At 67.0% G+C, this 17,075-nt stretch carries 13 protein-coding genes; 8 read left to right on the top strand and 5 right to left on the bottom strand.

What is annotated here, in order from left to right; translation table 11 throughout:
• The first annotated feature begins 163 nt into the window (after positions 1–163).
• Together ACI766_RS19085 and lasR are read left to right on the top strand one after the other, a co-directional pair.
• Complete coding sequence (locus ACI766_RS19085; protein WP_003116553.1) at positions 164–2,872, top strand: cation-transporting P-type ATPase; 2,709 nt, start codon at positions 164–166, stop codon at positions 2,870–2,872.
• Positions 2,873–3,322: 450 nt separating this feature from the next.
• Entirely contained in the window at positions 3,323–4,042 is a 720-nt protein-coding gene (gene lasR, locus ACI766_RS19080; protein WP_003082999.1) for a transcriptional regulator LasR, read from the top strand.
• On the opposite strand, the gene rsaL is transcribed toward lasR, so the two are convergent.
• Complete coding sequence (gene rsaL, locus ACI766_RS19075; protein WP_003083010.1) at positions 4,032–4,274, bottom strand: quorum-sensing transcriptional regulator RsaL; 243 nt, start codon at positions 4,272–4,274, stop codon at positions 4,032–4,034. The genes lasR and rsaL overlap by 11 nt on opposite strands.
• Positions 4,275–4,405: 131 nt before the next feature.
• Here rsaL and lasI point away from each other — a divergent pair, with 131 nt between their 5' ends.
• Positions 4,406–5,011, top strand: coding sequence for an acyl-homoserine-lactone synthase LasI (lasI, locus tag ACI766_RS19070; RefSeq protein WP_003083017.1), 606 nt, complete (start codon positions 4,406–4,408; stop codon positions 5,009–5,011).
• Positions 5,012–5,117: 106 nt separating this feature from the next.
• Here lasI and lapD read toward each other — a convergent pair whose 3' ends face one another.
• Complete coding sequence (gene lapD, locus ACI766_RS19065; RefSeq protein ID WP_003159922.1) at positions 5,118–7,070, bottom strand: cyclic di-GMP receptor LapD; 1,953 nt, start codon at positions 7,068–7,070, stop codon at positions 5,118–5,120.
• Positions 7,071–7,784: a cysteine protease LapG gene (gene lapG / locus ACI766_RS19060; RefSeq protein WP_003083022.1), complete on the bottom strand. Its 714-nt coding sequence runs from the start codon at positions 7,782–7,784 to the stop codon at positions 7,071–7,073.
• Positions 7,785–7,964: 180 nt separating this feature from the next.
• On the opposite strand from lapG, the gene mexM reads away from it, so the two are divergent.
• The 4 genes from mexM to ACI766_RS19040 all read left to right on the top strand — a co-directional run bounded on the left by mexM (position 7,965) and on the right by ACI766_RS19040 (position 14,445).
• Positions 7,965–9,122 carry a multidrug efflux RND transporter periplasmic adaptor subunit MexM gene (mexM, locus tag ACI766_RS19055; RefSeq protein WP_003083025.1) on the top strand — a complete coding sequence of 386 codons (1,158 nt, stop codon included), beginning with the start codon at positions 7,965–7,967 and terminating at the stop codon, positions 9,120–9,122.
• Positions 9,119–12,229 carry a multidrug efflux RND transporter permease subunit MexN gene (gene mexN, locus ACI766_RS19050; protein WP_003083027.1) on the top strand — a complete coding sequence of 1,037 codons (3,111 nt, stop codon included), beginning with the start codon at positions 9,119–9,121 and terminating at the stop codon, positions 12,227–12,229. Before mexM ends, mexN begins: the two co-directional genes overlap by 4 nt.
• 103 nt (positions 12,230–12,332) lie before the next feature.
• On the top strand, positions 12,333–13,022 hold the full coding sequence (locus ACI766_RS19045; RefSeq protein ID WP_003083028.1) for a heavy metal response regulator transcription factor: 690 nt from the start codon (positions 12,333–12,335) through the stop codon (positions 13,020–13,022).
• Positions 13,000–14,445, top strand: a complete 1,446-nt coding sequence (locus ACI766_RS19040; RefSeq protein ID WP_087823848.1) for a sensor histidine kinase — start codon at positions 13,000–13,002, stop codon at positions 14,443–14,445. Before ACI766_RS19045 ends, ACI766_RS19040 begins: the two co-directional genes overlap by 23 nt.
• Before the next feature lie 8 nt (positions 14,446–14,453).
• On the opposite strand, the gene ACI766_RS19035 is transcribed toward ACI766_RS19040, so the two are convergent.
• Together ACI766_RS19035 and ACI766_RS19030 are read right to left on the bottom strand one after the other, a co-directional pair.
• Complete coding sequence (locus tag ACI766_RS19035; RefSeq protein ID WP_003087079.1) at positions 14,454–14,861, bottom strand: YbaN family protein; 408 nt, start codon at positions 14,859–14,861, stop codon at positions 14,454–14,456.
• Between the two features lie 11 nt (positions 14,862–14,872).
• A complete protein-coding gene (locus tag ACI766_RS19030; RefSeq protein ID WP_003083037.1) occupies positions 14,873–15,460 on the bottom strand; it encodes a YecA family protein in 588 nt (195 codons plus the stop codon).
• A 187-nt stretch (positions 15,461–15,647) separates the two neighbouring features.
• Between ACI766_RS19030 and ACI766_RS19025 the strand changes: the two genes are divergently transcribed.
• Positions 15,648–16,931: a flagellar hook-length control protein FliK gene (locus tag ACI766_RS19025; RefSeq protein WP_003118679.1), complete on the top strand. Its 1,284-nt coding sequence runs from the start codon at positions 15,648–15,650 to the stop codon at positions 16,929–16,931.
• Positions 16,932–17,075 lie beyond the last annotated feature (144 nt).

Here is a 17,075-nt window from a genome sequence, read left to right as displayed (position 1 = left end):
GGACGCGGCACCTCGCCCTGTGGAGCGAGGTGCCGCGCAACATCCGGAAAAGTTTTCCCCGGCCAGATGCTTTCAACTGCAAGCATCCGTTTGAGACAGGTCAAACGTTGCGGCGCAGGCCTGCCCGATAGTTCTGTTCATCAGAACGAGGCGCAGGAATCCCATGAACGGCATCCCACCCCTGTCTTCCCGCGACGCCCATGCCAGCCCGCCGCAACGGGTGCTGGAACGATTGCACAGCTCCGCCGCCGGTCTGGACGCGGACGAAGCCGCCCGCCGCCTGGCGGCGCACGGCTACAACCGATTGCCCGCGCCGAAACGCCAGGGGCCGCTGCTGCGCTTGCTGCGGCAGTTCCACAACGTCCTGCTGTACATGATGCTGTTCGCCTCGCTGGTCACCGCGCTGCTCGGCTTCTGGGTGGACAGCGCGGTAATCCTCCTGGCGGTGGTGGTCAACGCGCTGATCGGTTTCGTCCAGGAGGGCAAGGCGGCCAACGCGCTGGACGCCATCCGCGACATGCTTTCGCTGCATGCCCTGGTCCTGCGCGACGGCCAGCGCCAGGCGCTGGACGCCGAACGCCTGGTACCGGGCGACGTGGTGCTGCTGGCCTCCGGCGACCGGGTGCCGGCCGACCTGCGGCTGTTCGAAACGAAGAACTTCCATGTCGACGAGTCGGCCCTGACCGGCGAGTCGGTGCCGGTGGAGAAGGGCTGCGTCGCGGTGGCCATCGACGCGCTGCTCGGCGACCGCCGTTGCATGGCCTATTCCGGCACCCTGGTGACCAGCGGCCAGGCGCGCGGAGTGGTGGTCGCCACCGCCGGGGATACCGAACTGGGCCGGATCGGTACGCTGTTGCGCGAAGTCCGCACCCTGGCCACTCCGCTGCTGCGACAGATCGCCAGCTTCAGTCGCTGGCTGGCCCTGGCGATCCTGCTGCTGGCCGGCGCCACTTTCGTCCTCGGCACCCTCTGGCAGGGCCAGCCGATGGTGGACATGTTCATGCTGGTGGTGGCGCTGACCGCCTCGGCGATTCCCGAGGGACTGCCGGCGATCATGACGGTGATCCTCGCCCTCGGCGTACAGCGCATGGCCCGGCGCAACGCCATCGTCAGCCGCCTGCCGGCGGTGGAGACGCTGGGTTCGGTGACGGTGATCTGCTCGGACAAGACCGGCACCCTGACCCGCAACGAGATGACCGTGCAGCGTATCGTCACCGCCGACCAGGTAATCGAGGTCAGCGGCGCCGGTTACGCCCCCCTGGGTGGTTTCAGCCACAACGGCGAAGGCCTCGATCCCGCCGGACGCGACGATCTGCAGGAGATCGGTCGCGCGGCGCTGTTGTGCAACGAGGCGCGCCTGCACCAGGAGGGCGAGGCATGGCAACTGGAGGGCGACCCCACCGAAGGCGCGCTGCTCAGCCTCGGCCTCAAGCTGGGCCTCGATCCGCAGGCGCTGGCGGCGGAACGGCCACGCAGCGATGCGATTCCGTTCGAGTCCGAGCATCGCTTCATGGCCACCCTGCACCACGACCACGCAGGCCAGGCGATGGTCTACCTGAAGGGCGCGCCGGAGCGCATCCTCGACATGTGCGAGGCTGAACGGGTGGGCGACTCGGTGCGGCCGCTGGACCCGGACTACTGGCGGCGCCTGGCCACCGACACCGCCGCTCGCGGCCTGCGCCTGCTGGCCATCGCCCGACGGGCGATGCCGGCGGAGCAGCGCACGCTGGATTTCGCCGACGTGGAACATGGCTTCACCCTGCTGGCCCTGGTGGGCATCATCGACCCTCCGCGCGAGGAAGCCGTGGCCGCGGTCGCCGAATGCCAGGCGGCGGGTATCGCGGTGAAGATGATCACCGGCGACCACGTCGACACCGCGCGGGCGATCGGCGCCATGCTCGGGATCGGCATCGACCGGCCGGCGCTGACCGGCGCGGAGATCGAGTTGCTCGACGACCAGCGTCTGCGCGAAGTGCTGCCGGGCGTCGATGTGTTCGCCCGCGCCAGCCCTGAGCACAAGCTGCGCCTGGTGCAGGCCCTGCAGGCCAGCGGCGAGGTGGTGGCGATGACCGGCGACGGGGTCAACGATGCGCCGGCGCTGAAGCGCGCCGACGTCGGCGTAGCGATGGGCAACAAGGGCACCGAGGCGGCCAAGGAGGCGGCCGAGGTGGTCCTCGCCGACGACAATTTCGCCACCATCGCCAATGCCGTGCGCGAGGGAAGGGCGGTCTACGACAACCTGAAGAAATTCATCCTCTTCATGCTGCCGACCAACGGTGGCGAGGCGCTGATCGTGATCGCCGCGATCCTGTTCCAGTTGACCCTGCCGATGACACCGGCGCAGATCCTCTGGATCAACATGGTCACCTCCAGCACCCTGGGCCTGGCGCTGGCCTTCGATCCGGCCGAGCGCGGCCTGATGCAGCGTCCGCCGCGTCCGCCGGCGGAGCCCCTGTTGTCGCTGTTCTTCGTCTGGCGGGTGCTGCTGGTCTCGCTGCTGATGATGGCGGGCGCCCTGGGCCTGTTCCTCTGGGAGCTGGAGCATGGCACCGGGCTGGAGAGCGCGCGGACCATGGCGGTGAACAGCGTGGTGGTGTGCGAGATGTTCTACCTGCTCAACAGCCGGCATATCTACGATTCGGTGCTCAGCCGCGAGGGCCTGTTCGGCAACCGCCAGGTCTTGCTGGCGATCGCCGCCTGCGTGGTGCTGCAACTGCTCTATACCTACGCGCCGCCGTTGCAGGCGCTGTTCGGCTCGGTCGGCCTGGCCCCGGGCGAGTGGGCGCGGGTGCTGCTGGCCGGGCTCGGCCTGTTCTGCGTCGCCGAACTGGAAAAGTGGCTATGTCGCCGGGTCCGTGCCCGGCAGGCCTGACGCCGCGAGGTCGCCCCCTTGGCCGCGGCGCTGTGCCTTTGCCCGTGCGCCGCGCACAGACGTCTGCGCCTCGGATCGCCCAGCCGAGAGCGGTCGCACACGTGGCGATGGGCCGACAGTGAACCCGGGGACCAGGTGTGACTGGGTATTCAGTTCGCATAAAATGTGATCTATATCACATTTAAACGTTTGCTTACCCTCTAGGACGGGTATCGTACTAGGTGCATCAAACGCTGCGGTCTATTGTTAAGTGGGACTGAAATGTGCCTTTCCGGCACAACGCCAACTCTATAGAGTGGGCTGACTGGACATCTTCAGGGGTCGTCGGGCACGGGCGCATGCGCCTCGGCAGGAAGCCGGGATTCTCGGACTGCCGTACAACGTGCCGGATATCGGGTGCCGAATCCATATTTGGCTGATTGGTTAATAGTTTAAGAAGAACGTAGCGCTATGGCCTTGGTTGACGGTTTTCTTGAGCTGGAACGCTCAAGTGGAAAATTGGAGTGGAGCGCCATCCTGCAGAAGATGGCGAGCGACCTTGGATTCTCGAAGATCCTGTTCGGCCTGTTGCCTAAGGACAGCCAGGACTACGAGAACGCCTTCATCGTCGGCAACTACCCGGCCGCCTGGCGCGAGCATTACGACCGGGCTGGCTACGCGCGGGTCGACCCGACGGTCAGTCACTGTACCCAGAGCGTACTGCCGATTTTCTGGGAACCGTCCATCTACCAGACGCGAAAGCAGCACGAGTTCTTCGAGGAAGCCTCGGCCGCCGGCCTGGTGTATGGGCTGACCATGCCGCTGCATGGTGCTCGCGGCGAACTCGGCGCGCTGAGCCTCAGCGTGGAAGCGGAAAACCGGGCCGAGGCCAACCGTTTCATGGAGTCGGTCCTGCCGACCCTGTGGATGCTCAAGGACTACGCACTGCAGAGCGGTGCCGGACTGGCCTTCGAACATCCGGTCAGCAAACCGGTGGTTCTGACCAGCCGGGAGAAGGAAGTGTTGCAGTGGTGCGCCATCGGCAAGACCAGTTGGGAGATATCGGTTATCTGCAACTGCTCGGAAGCCAATGTGAACTTCCATATGGGAAATATTCGGCGGAAGTTCGGTGTGACCTCCCGCCGCGTAGCGGCCATTATGGCCGTTAATTTGGGTCTTATTACTCTCTGATCTTGCCTCTCAGGTCGGCGAGCTGGCGATCGGTAATTTGCCCTTCTATATAGAAATGCAAAAGCAGATATATAGGGAAGGGCAGGTTCTCGCCATTCTCGAAACGACTGCCGCAGGATTGGCTTATCCCGAAGCGGCTCCAGAAAGTTTCCTGGCTTTCCCGTCGGGCGGTGCGGGTGGCCTTTGCCCGGAAGGCCATGTTTTGGGGCTGTGTTCTCTCGTGTGAAGCCATTGCTCTGATCTTTTCGGACGTTTCTTCGAGCCTAGCAAGGGTCCGGGTTCACCGAAATCTATCTCATTTGCTAGTTATAAAATTATGAAATTTGCATAAATTCTTCAGCTTCCTATTTGGAGGAAGTGAAGATGATCGTACAAATTGGTCGGCGCGAAGAGTTCGATAAAAAACTGCTGGGCGAGATGCACAAGTTGCGTGCTCAAGTGTTCAAGGAGCGCAAAGGCTGGGACGTTAGTGTCATCGACGAGATGGAAATCGATGGTTATGACGCACTCAGTCCTTATTACATGTTGATCCAGGAAGATACTCCTGAAGCCCAGGTTTTCGGTTGCTGGCGAATTCTCGATACCACTGGCCCCTACATGCTGAAGAACACCTTCCCGGAGCTTCTGCACGGCAAGGAAGCGCCTTGCTCGCCGCACATCTGGGAACTCAGCCGTTTCGCCATCAACTCTGGACAGAAAGGCTCGCTGGGCTTTTCCGACTGTACGCTGGAGGCGATGCGCGCGCTGGCCCGCTACAGCCTGCAGAACGACATCCAGACGCTGGTGACGGTAACCACCGTAGGCGTGGAGAAGATGATGATCCGTGCCGGCCTGGACGTATCGCGCTTCGGTCCGCACCTGAAGATCGGCATCGAGCGCGCGGTGGCCTTGCGCATCGAACTCAATGCCAAGACCCAGATCGCGCTTTACGGGGGAGTGCTGGTGGAACAGCGACTGGCGGTTTCATGACGGGGACCTGTCGGCTCGCGCCGGCGCGTTCTCTGTCGGAGAGGGAGCGCCTGGCGTCGATGCCGAATCCGCTGTAAAGCGAGTCCGACCCGCTCCGGACTCGCTATCAGGCATCCCCGGACCAGGGCGCCGGGCTGCCGAACAGGCGTCCCATGGCGCCACGCAAGCCCATTTCCCGCAGTACTTCGAGTTCACCGAGGGTTTCCACCTGTTCCGCGATCAACGGTAGATCGATGCTGTGGGTGGTGCGATAGACCGCTTCGATGAACAACCGCTTGTCGCCTTCCCGGTCGACGGCGTGCAGGTAGCAGCCGTCCAGCTTGAGGTAGGCCAGCCCCAGATGGGTAAGGTTGCCGATCAGGCTGAAGCGGCCGCCGAAATGCTGCAGGCCGAGACCGCAGCCCAGTTCGCGCAGGACCTGGCTGAGGCGTTCCAGTTCGGCCGCGGCTGGCAGGTGCCGCTCGTCCAGTTCCAGGGTCAGCTGGCGCGCCTCCTGCGGATGCGCCTTGAGCAGGGCCAGTAGCGGGGCAAACGTCTGCGCATTGCGGACACTGGCGGCCGACAGGCTCAGCGCCAGCGGCCGTGGATGGCGCCGCAGGTGCTCCAGGCTCTGTTCGAGCATCGCCAGGTCCAGGCGCGCGGCCCAGCCGAAACGTTCTATCCAGGGCAGGAAGCGCCCGGCGGCGATGGCCGTGGCCTGCGGGTCGAGCAGACGCGCGAGGACCTTGTGGTGGAGGACGCGCTGGGTGTCCAGGCAGTCCACCACCGGCTGGAAATAGAGCAGCAGGCGGCGCTCCGTCAGGGCCTGGTCGATCCAGTCGTGCCAGTCCTGGCTATCGTTGAGCGCCGCGAGCGCGGTGCCGTCCTGGCTCGCCCAGGGCTGGGCGGGCTGGCTTTCGGCCTGGGCCAGGGCCTGGTCGGCACGGGCCAGGAGATCCGCGGGCGAGTCGCCTTCGGCGAACGCGCTGATACCGAGATAGGCGACCGGCGTGAGATCGCTGGCACCGGTGCGGGCAAGGTTCTCCAGGCCTTCGCAGAGTTCCTCGGCCAGGCGTTCGGCCTGCTCGCGGGAGCAACCGGGAGCCAGCACGGCGAACTCGCCGCCGCGGCTGCGGGCCAGCAGCCAGTCGGCGCGCCCTTGCTGGCCGCAGGAGTCGACCAGCAAGCGGGCGACCGCCTGGATCAATTCATCCGTGCGTTGCCCGCCGAGACGCTGGTTCAGCCCGTTCAGGTCGTTCAGGCGCAGCAGCAGGAGCTGCCCGGCATGCTCGTGCTCGCCGGCACCCAGCTGTTCGTTGAGGCGGGCGTCGAACAGGCGCCGGTTGGGCAGGCCGGTGAGACTGTCCTGGTAGGCCTGGGCGCGTAGCTTGTCGCTACGCGCGGCCTCCTCGGCGAACAGCGTGCGAAGTTTCTCCACCATCTGGTTCATCGCCTGCACCACGCGGCGCAGCTCCGGCGTGCGCGGCAGCCTGGGCAGGCTGAGGAATTCCCGCCGGCTGATGGCATGGGCCTGGCGCACCATCTGGTCGAGCGGGCGCAGTTGGCGGCGCAGCAGCCAGCCGCCAAGCAGCAGGCTCGCCGCGCCGCAGGCCAGCAACCAGTAGAGGCTGCCCAGGGCGCTGTCCCACAGGCGCGCCAGGGCGAATTGCGGATGGCTGACCACCTCGACCCGCGCCGCCTGTTCCCAGCCGCGCATGATCAGCGCGTCGCCACCCTGGGGCTGGAGATCCACCAGGCGTTCGAACCAGCCGGGCACCGTACGCTCGGCATGCGCTTGCACGCGCTCGACCAGCGGCTTGCCGCTCTTGATGTCGATCACCCGGATGCTGGCGAAGTAGCCGCTGTCGAAGATCGAGCTGACCATCAGTTGCACCATCGCCGGGTCGTCCACGTGTGGCGTCAGGGACAGGCCGAGGGCGGTGGCGGCGTCCTGGGCGTGGGAGCGCAACTGGCCGCGCAACTGCTCGCGGGAGTTCTCCACGCTGCTGACGAAGCTGCCGCTGAAGGCGACGACGAGGAACAGGCAGATGGCGAGGAACAATTGCTTGAGCAGTGACATTCAATCCTCCTTGGGTGCGTCGAGGTCGAGGCCTTCGGCGCGCATCTTGGTCAGCAGGTCCTGCCAGCGCGACAGCTTCTTGCTGTCGCCGGTCCGGCGTCCGCCGTCGGCGCCGGGCAGCCAGAGGCCCTCGGCATTGAAGGCGTACACCGGCAACAGGTCGTCACGTTGCGAAGCGGGGCGGATCTCGCCAATCAGGTTGTCCAGCACCAGTGGGTCGGCGCCCGGGCTGGCGTACCAGGTCAGCACCATGTGCGCCTGGTTCAGGCGCAGGGCCTTGACGTAGGTGATGCGCAGCTTGTCGCTGGCGACGCCGAGGCGACGCAGGGTCACGTACTTGGCGATGGCGTAGTCCTCGCAGTCGGCGGCGCCCTTGACCAGCGCCTCGACCGGAGTCGCCCAATAGTCTTCCTGTTGCCAGATCTCGATGTCGTCGGTGAAACGCAGCGACCGGTTGAAGAAGTCGTTGACCGCGCGCAGCTTGGCCGCTTCGTCGAGCGTGCCGCCCTGTTCGAGCAGGCGGCCCCAGTCGCCCAGGCGTGATTTCGCCGCGCCCAGCTCGCCGTAGCGCTGCTCGGCACGGCTCAGTATCGACTCCAGGTCCCACTGCGCCAGCGCCGCGCCGACTGCCAGCAGCAATGTCGCCGCCAGCGACAGCAGCCAGGGGGCGTAGGCCCTGGGGCAGGGCCGGCGGGCGCCGGGGGTTGGGGACATCGAGCGGGCTCCGGAAGGACTCAGCGAAGTCTACGAGAGCGCCGGGCGGCCTGCCAGCGCGGGGTGTCCGGCGAAACTGACAGGATTGTCATTCAGGGGTCAGGGTGGGGTCCCGCTGCGCTGCTTATAAAGAAGAACGAAGTCGGCCGCGCGAGGCCGGCCACTGGGAAAGGTGGACAGATGCAGGCGTTGCGCAGTGGTGGGGGACGGGTCCTGGTGGGCGTGCTGGCGGCGGGCCTGGTCGCCTTCGGCGGTTGGGCATGGCTCGGCGGCGACGCCGGGGCGAAGGCGGCGCCCGCGCCGGCCAGGGTCCCGGTGAACGTGGCGCGGGTGGAGCGGCGCGACGTCGAGCAACAGGTCAGCGGCATCGGCACGGTGACTTCGTTGCACAACGTGGTGATCCGCACCCAGATCGACGGCCAGTTGACCCGCCTGCTGGTGAGCGAAGGGCAGATGGTCGAGGCGGGCGAGTTGCTGGCGACCATCGATGACCGCGCCGTCGTCGCCGCGCTGGAGCAGGCTCAGGCCTCCAGGGCGAGCAACCAGGCCCAGCTGAAATCCGCCGAGCAGGACCTGCAACGCTACCGCAGCCTGTATGCCGAGCGTGCGGTGTCGCGCCAACTGCTGGACCAGCAGCAGGCGACGGTCGACCAGTTGCGCGCGACCCTGAAGGCCAACGATGCCACCATCAACGCCGAGCGGGTGCGCCTGTCCTACACCCGGATCACCTCGCCGGTATCCGGCAAGGTCGGTATCCGCAACGTCGATGTCGGCAACCTGGTGCGGGTCGGCGACAGTCTCGGCCTGTTCAGCGTGACCCAGATCGCACCGATCTCCGTAGTCTTCTCCCTGCAACAGGAACAGTTGCCCCAGTTGCAGGCGCTGCTCGGCGGCGAGGCGGCGGTGCGCGCCTACAGCCGCGACGGCGGGAGCGCGCTGGGCGAGGGCCGGTTGCTGACCATCGACAACCAGATCGACAGTTCCACCGGTACCATCCGCGTGCGCGCCTCCTTCGATAACCGCCAGGCCCGGCTCTGGCCCGGGCAGTTCGTCGCGGTGAGCCTGCACACCGGGGTCCGGCGCGACCAGTTGGTGCTGTCGAGCAAGGCGGTGCGCCGCGGCCTGGAGGGTAATTTCGTCTACCGGGTCGCCGCCGACCGGGTCGAGGCGGTGCCAGTGCGGGTGCTCCAGGACATCGACGGCCTCAGTGTGGTGGAAGGCCTGGCCAGCGGTGACCAGGTGGTGGTGGACGGCCACTCGCGGCTGATGCCCGGCGCCCTGGTCGATATCCAGGAGCCGCGCCCGAGCCTGGCTCAGGCGGCGGAGCGGCAGCCGTGACGCCGCGCGCCGGGATTTCCGGCTGGTGCGTACGGCACCCGATCGCCACCGCGCTGCTGACCCTGGCCTCGCTGCTGCTGGGGCTGCTGGCGTTCCTCCGGCTCGGTGTGGCGCCGTTGCCGGAGGCGGACTTCCCGACCATCCAGATCAACGCCTTGCTGCCCGGCGGTAGCCCGGAAACCATGGCCTCGTCGGTGGCCACCCCCTTGGAAGTGCAGTTCAGCGCGATTCCCGGGATCACCGAGATGACTTCCAGCAGCGCCCTGGGCACCACCACCCTGACCCTGCAGTTCAGCCTCGACAAGAGCATCGACGTCGCCGCCCAGGAGGTCCAGGCGGCGATCAACGCCGCGGCGGGGCGGCTGCCGGTGGACATGCCGAACCTGCCGACCTGGCGCAAGGTCAACCCGGCGGACAGCCCGATCATGATCCTGCGGGTCAACTCGGAGATGATGCCGCTGATCGAACTCAGCGATTACGCCGAGACCATCCTCGCCCGCCAGCTCAGCCAGGTGAACGGCGTGGGGCAGATCTTCGTGGTCGGCCAGCAGCGCCCGGCGATCCGCATCCAGGCCCAGCCGGAGAAGCTCGCCGCCTACCAGCTGACCCTGGCCGACCTGCGCCAGTCGTTGCAGTCGGCCAGCGTCAACCTGGCCAAGGGCGCGCTCTACGGCGAGGGGCGGGTGTCGACCCTCGCGGCCAACGACCAGTTGTTCAACGCCAGCGACTATGACGACCTGGTGGTCGCCTACCGCCAGGGTGCGCCGGTGTTCCTCAAGGACGTGGCGCGGATCGTCTCGGCGCCCGAGGACGACTACGTGCAGGCCTGGCCGAACGGCGTGCCCGGGGTGGCGCTGGTGATCCTCCGCCAGCCTGGGGCGAACATCGTCGATACCGCCGACGCGATCCAGGCCGCATTGCCGCGCCTGCGCGAGATGCTCCCGGCGACCATCGAGGTAGACGTGCTCAACGATCGCACCCGGACCATCCGTTCGTCGCTGCACGAGGTCGAGCTGACCCTGCTGCTGACCATTGGCCTGGTGGTGCTGGTGATGGGCCTGTTCCTCCGCCAGCTGTCGGCGACCCTGATCGTCGCCACGGTGCTGGCGGTGTCCCTGAGCGCCAGCTTCGCGGCGATGTACGTGCTCGGCTTCACCCTCAACAACCTGACCCTGGTGGCGCTGATCATCGCCGTCGGCTTCATCGTCGACGACGCCATCGTGGTCGTGGAGAACATCCACCGACACCTGGAAGCGGGCGCCTCGAAGGTCGAGGCGGCGCTCAAGGGCGCGGCGGAGATCGGCTTTACCGTGATTTCCATCAGCTTCTCGCTGATCGCCGCGTTCATTCCCCTGCTGTTCATGGGCGGGATCGTCGGCCGGCTGTTCCGCGAATTCGCGGTCAGCGTGACGGTGGCGATCCTGATCTCGGTGCTCGCTTCGCTGACCCTGGCGCCGATGCTGGCTTCGCGCTTCATGCCGGCATTGCGGCATGCCGACGCGCCGAGAAAGGGCTTCGCCGAATGGCTGACCGGCGGCTACGAACGCGGCCTGCGCTGGGCGCTCGGGCACCAGCGGCTGATGCTGGTCGGCTTCGCCTTTACCGTGCTGGTGGCGGTGGCCGGCTACGTCGGGATTCCCAAGGGTTTCTTCCCCTTGCAGGACACCGCCTTCGTCTTCGGCACGAGCCAGGCTGCCGAGGATATCTCCTACGACGACATGGTCGCCAAGCACCGGCAACTGGCCGAGATCATCGCCAGCGACCCGGCGGTGCAGAGCTACAACCATGCGGTGGGCGTCACCGGCGGTAGCCAGAGCCTGGCCAACGGACGTTTCTGGATCGTCCTCAAGGACCGTGGCGAGCGCGATGTCTCGGTCGGCGAGTTCATCGACCGGCTGCGCCCGCAACTGGCCAAGGTGCCGGGAATCATGCTCTACCTGCGCGCGGCGCAGGACATCAACCTCAGTTCCGGACCCTCGCGGACCCAGTACCAGTACGCCCTGCGCAGCAGCGACAGCACCCAGCTGGCGCTCTGGGCGCAACGCCTCACCGAGCGCCTGAAGCAGGTGCCGGGGCTGATGGATGTGTCCAACGACCTGCAGGTCGGCGCCAGCGTCACCGCGCTGGACATCGACCGGGTGGCCGCGGCGCGTTTCGGCCTCAGCGCCGAGGATGTCAGCCAGACCCTCTACGACGCCTTCGGCCAGCGCCAGGTCGGCGAGTACCAGACCGAGGTCAACCAGTACAAGGTGGTCCTCGAACTCGATGCGCGCCAGCGCGGCCGCGCGGAAAGCCTGGACTGGTTCTACCTGCGCTCGCCGCTGAGCGGCGAGATGGTCCCGCTGTCGGCCATCGCCAAGGTCGCGGCGCCGCGCTCCGGGCCGCTGCAGATCAACCACAACGGCATGTTCCCGGCGGTCAACCTGTCCTTCAACCTGGCTGCCGGGGTGTCCCTCGGCGAGGCGGTGCAGGCGGTGCAGCGCGCCCAGGAGGAGATCGGCATGCCCTCGACCATTATCGGCGTGTTCCAGGGCGCGGCGCAGGCCTTCCAGAGCTCGCTGGCCTCGCAACCGCTGCTGATCCTCGCCGCGCTGATCGCGGTGTACATCATCCTCGGCGTGCTCTACGAGAGTTTCGTACATCCGCTGACGATCCTCTCGACCCTGCCCTCGGCGGGGATCGGCGCGGTGTTCCTGCTCTGGGCCTGGGGCCAGGACTTCTCGATCATGGCGCTGATCGGCATCGTGCTGCTGATCGGCATCGTCAAGAAGAACGGCATCCTCATGGTCGACTTCGCCATCGTCGCCCAGCGCGAGCAGGGCATGAGCGCGGAGCAGGCGATCTACCAGGCCTGCCTGACCCGTTTCCGGCCGATCATGATGACCACCCTGGCCGCGCTGCTGGGCGCGATACCCCTGATGATCGGCTTCGGCACCGGTTCCGAGCTGCGCCAGCCTCTGGGCATCGCGGTGGTCGGCGGGCTGCTGGTGAGCCAGGTGCTGACCCTGTTCAGCACGCCGGTGGTATACCTGGCCCTGGAGCGGCTGTTCCACCGGCGCGGGACGACGACCTCGGACGGCGGAACCGCTGGGGCGACGGCGACATGAGGCGTAACGGACGCGGCTTTCCTGGACGGCGGCGCGTGGCTAGGATGCAGGCAGGCATGCGTCCCGCCCGGGATGCGAAGGCGAACAGAGGATCGGGCGATAGATGCGGGTACTGATTGTCGAGGACGAGGCGAAGACGGCGGACTACCTGAACCGTGGCCTCAGCGAACAGGGGTTCACCGTGGACCTGGCGGACAACGGCATCGACGGTCGCCACCTGGCGCTCCATGGCGAGTACGACGTGATCGTGCTCGACGTGATGCTGCCGGGCGTCGACGGCTACGGCGTTCTGCGGGCGTTGCGCGAGCGGCGGCAGACCCCGGTGATCATGCTCACCGCGCGCGAGCGCGTGGAAGACCGGGTGCGCGGGCTGCGCGAGGGCGCCGACGACTACCTGATCAAGCCGTTCTCCTTCCTCGAACTGGTCGCCCGCCTGCAGGCCCTGACCCGGCGCGGCGGCAACCATGAAAGCCATTCGCAGATGCGCATCGCCGACCTGTCCATCGACCTGCTCAGCCGCAAGGTCTTCCGTGGCAACACCCGTCTGGAGCTGACTGCCAAGGAGTACGCGCTGCTCTGCGTGCTGGCCCAGCGCAGCGGCGAGATCCTGTCGAAGACGGCGATCGCCGAACTGGTCTGGGACATCAACTTCGATACCGACACCAATGTCGTGGAGGTGGCGATCAAGCGCCTGCGCGCCAAGCTCGACGGTCCGTTCGAGAACAAGCTGCTGCATACCATCCGGGGCATGGGCTACGTCCTGGAGAACCGTGCGCTGGCGGAGTCGGGCTGAGGTGGGCATGTCCTTGTCGACCCGCCTGGCGGGAATGTTCGCCGGCGCCGCGGTGGTGATCTTCGCCCTCATCGGCACCATGCTCTATTGCATCCTCGACCGCCAGACCGAGCGCCTGCAGCAGGGCGAGGTGGACGTGCGCTTCAACATGGTCTCGCGGATGCTCGACCATCCCGACCTGGCCGAGCGCTGGCCGCACCTGCAGGGCAAGCTGGACAACCTGAGCCAGGAGTACGAGCTGATCCGTTTCTGGATCGACAGCGACGACCCGCGCTATCACTACGGGCGCTTCAGCGAACCGGTGCAGCGGCTGATCGCCGATGGCGCCGGCCGCTACGAATTGGAGTTGCCGGAGCACCGGTACGCGCTGACTGCGCGGGTCGGCGTGTTGCCGGCGCGCGAGGGGCGGCCGCGGCTGACCTACGTCACCGCCATCGATAGCGCGGCGTTCCATGAGGCGCGGACCTCCACCCTGAAATGGCTGCTCGGCCTGTCCGCCCTCGGTGTGCTGCTGGCCTCGTTGCTTGGCCACTGGATCGCCCGCCTGGGCCTGTGGCCGGTGCATCGGCTGTCCGAGGAGGCCCGGCGGATCAGCCCGCGGCAGTTGTCGCAGCGCTTGCAGCTCTCGCCGCTGCCGGCCGAGCTGCGCGAGCTGGTGGGAGCGTTCAACGGCGCCCTGGACCGCCTGGAGCAGGCCTACGTGCGCCTGGAGTCGTTCAATGCCGACGTCGCCCACGAGCTGCGCACGCCATTGACCAACCTGATCGGCCAGACCCAGGTGGCGTTGTCCCGCGAACGCAGCGGCGAACATTACGAAGAGGTCCTGCAATCCAACCTGGAGGAGCTGGAGCGGCTGCGGGCGATCATCAACGACATGCTGTTCCTCGCCCGCGCTGACCAGGGACGCCTGGCCTGCGAGCGCGAGGAAACCTCGCTGGCCGGCGAGATCGCCACCACGGTGGATTTCCTCGAGGTGATCTTCGACGAGGCCGGGGTCGGTATCGAGGTGCGCGGCGAGGCCCGCGCGCTGGTCGAGCGCGCCCTGTTCCAGCGGGCGGTGACCAACCTGCTGTACAACGCCGCCCAGCACACCGCCGCCGGCGGCACGCTGCGGGTCGGCGTCGAGCGGCGCGGCGACGAAGTGCGGGTGGCGGTGAGCAACCCCGGCGTGCCGATCGCCGACGAGCACCGCAGGCACCTGTTCGAACGCTTCTATCGGGTCGACGCGGCGCGCAGCAACAGCGAGGCCAACCACGGCCTCGGCCTGTCCATCGTCAAGGCGGTGGCGAGCATGCACGGCGGTTCGGTGTTCGTCGACAGCGCGGACGGCTGGAACACCTTCGGCTTCACCGTGCTGAGCCCCGAGCGGCGCGGGCCCGGCGACCGCTTGCCGCTGGGCGAGGGCGATCCGGCGCTGTCCTGAGCGGGCCATCAGGCGTCGTGCGGCGGGCGGGTCTTCTGGCGGAGGATATAGATGCTGACCAGTACCGCGCTGGTCAGCATGAAGCCCTGGGCCCAGGGGCGTCGGACCAGGTAGCAGGAAAGGGCGATGCTGGCCCACATCAGGCCGATGGCGTAGACCTTGCCCTTGAGCGGGATGCCTTCGCCGTCGAGATAGTCGCGGATCCACGGGCCGAGCCGTGGATGGCCGACCAGCCAGTGGTAGAAGCGCGGCGAGCTGCGCATGAAGCAGGCCGCCGCGAGGAGCAGGAAAGGCGTGGTCGGCAGCACCGGCAGGAAGATGCCGATCACGCCCAGGGCTACGCTTAGGAAACCCACGGCCTGGAGGCTATAGCGCACCCAGGCGCGAGCGCTCGGGCGAATTTCCCGCTGCGCCACCGCGGCGCTCCTTAGTGCGTGCGCGGCTTGAGCAGGGCGGGCTTTTCTTCCGGCGCCTGGCAGAGCAGGAACAGGTTGGTCAGCAGGTCGGGAATCTGCGCGACCATGTCGTCCACCAGGTGGCGGTCGCGGGCGATCTCGTCGAACTCGGGCTGCTCGTCGAACAGGCCGGAGCCGACCATGATAGGCAGCAGCAGCTCGCTGACTTCCTCCTCGGCCTGCTCGAACCAGACTTCCTCGCGAAGGAACACGCCTTCCATGAAGCCGATGCACCAGCCGCGCAGGTCGGAGTCGTCCGGCTCGTCGCCGAGGTCGAGGTCGCAGGGCAGCTCGAGGTCTTCGTCGCTGGCCAGCACGCGGGTGATGTGCGCCTTGAGCTGCTCGAGGGAAGTCTCGATCTCCTGGCGCTCCTCATCGCTGCGGTAGTGCGGCGGTTCGGCGAACAGGGCGTCGATCCACTCCCGCTCCGGCACCTGCTCCGGGCAGATGGAGAGGGCGGTCAGGTAGCCGTGGGTCGCCACGTAGTCCAGCGCTTCTTCGTGCAGGTCATCGGCATCGAGGAAGGCTTGCAGACGGGACAGTTTTTCGGCGAAGGACATCAGGGTACTACCTCGGGAGGGATGCGGCTCTGGATTGTAGTCCAGACGGGACCTGCGGGCAAAGCGAGCGTGCCTGCTGCGGCGCCCTGGCGAGCGTTTCACGGACGCTCTCGGCGAAGTTGGCCCGGACCTTGCTCCATCCCTTGCGCAAGCCACGATGCAATCCCTTCGCAAATGGAGAATTCCCATGGCCGTCGCCCCTGGTGTGTTGTTGCCGCCGACGCCTGATGTAAAGCCCAAGGCCGCTGCGCCGAAGAGCCAGCAGAAAACGCCTGAGCCCAGTAACGACAAGACTTCCAGCTTCTCCGACATGTATGCCAAGGAGACCGCGAAGAAGCCCGCCGAGCGCGCCGACGGTCCCTCCAAGGGTTCGCGGGACAAGCCGCGGGACGCCGGCAAGGAGGCTGCCGAGGCGCAGCCGACGGATGCCGCCGGGCAACCGGCCGTTGCCGAAGACGGCAAGCCTTTGCCGGCCGACGGCCAGGCCAAGGCCGACGGCGAAGATAAAGTCGAAACGCCGGTCGATCCGCTGCAACTGCTCGGCCTCGGCGGCGCCGTGCCGATGCTCGACGAGAATACCCAGGCGACTTTGCTGCCGCCGGCCGTGCCGACGGCTAGCAGTGCTCCGGCCAGCCTGACCGAAGCCAGCAGCGACCCGACCCTGGTCAAGCTCAACGGCGTTCCGGCGGTGAACATGGCCTTGGAGCAGGGTGCCCAGGACGCCGCGCAGGCGGCGAAAGGCGGGCCGGCGAAGAGCGCCGATCCGCGCCAGGCGAACCTCGGCGATGCCCTTGCCAGCCTGACTTCCGACTCCTTGCCCAAGGCCGTCGACGGCAAGGCGCTCGAGGCCCAGTTGCAGCAGACCGCCGAGCCGGCCATCGCCAGCGCCGCCTCCGAGAGCCTGCTGGAGAGCAAGGCGGAGCCGCGCGGCGAGCCTTTCGCGGCCAAGCTCAACGGGCTGACCCAGGCCATGGCGCAGCAGGCCCTGACCAACCGTCCGGTGAACGGTACGGTGCCCGGCCAGCCGGTGGCGATACAGCAGAACGGCTGGAGCGAGGCGGTGGTGGACCGGGTGATGTGGATGTCCAGCCAGAACCTGAAGTCGGCGGAGATCCAGCTCGACCCGGCCGAGCTGGGACGCCTGGACGTGCGCATCCACATGACCGCCGACCAGACCCAGGTGACCTTCGCCAGTCCCAACGCCGGCGTTCGCGACGCCCTGGAAAGCCAGATGCACCGGCTGCGCGACATGTTCAGCCAGCAGGGCATGAACCAGCTCGACGTGAACGTCTCCGACCAGTCGCTGGCGCGGGGCTGGCAGGGCCAGCAGCAGGGCGAGGGCGGATCGGCGCGCGGACGCGGCTTGGCCGGCGAGGCCTCGGGCGATGAGGAAACCCTCGCCGGAGTCAGCGAGATCCGCAGCCGGCCGGGTGCGTCGGCGGCGCGCGGTCTGGTCGACTACTACGCCTGAGGCGAACGACTGCATTTCCCCTTTGGGCCTCCTGCGGGAGGCCTTTCTTTTTCCGGAGCGGGCAATTTCGCAAAAGACGGGGATGATTTCCTGTGGCCAGGCTGTAATATCCGCGCCGTCTATCATCTCGGACAGCCCTCCGGG

It is taken from the genome of Pseudomonas sp. DL (genome assembly GCF_047199225.1).
GTDB classification, from domain to species: domain Bacteria; phylum Pseudomonadota; class Gammaproteobacteria; order Pseudomonadales; family Pseudomonadaceae; genus Pseudomonas; species Pseudomonas aeruginosa.
Note: the sequence above shows the minus strand (reverse complement) of the source record. Positions and strands in the feature narration are given on the sequence as shown.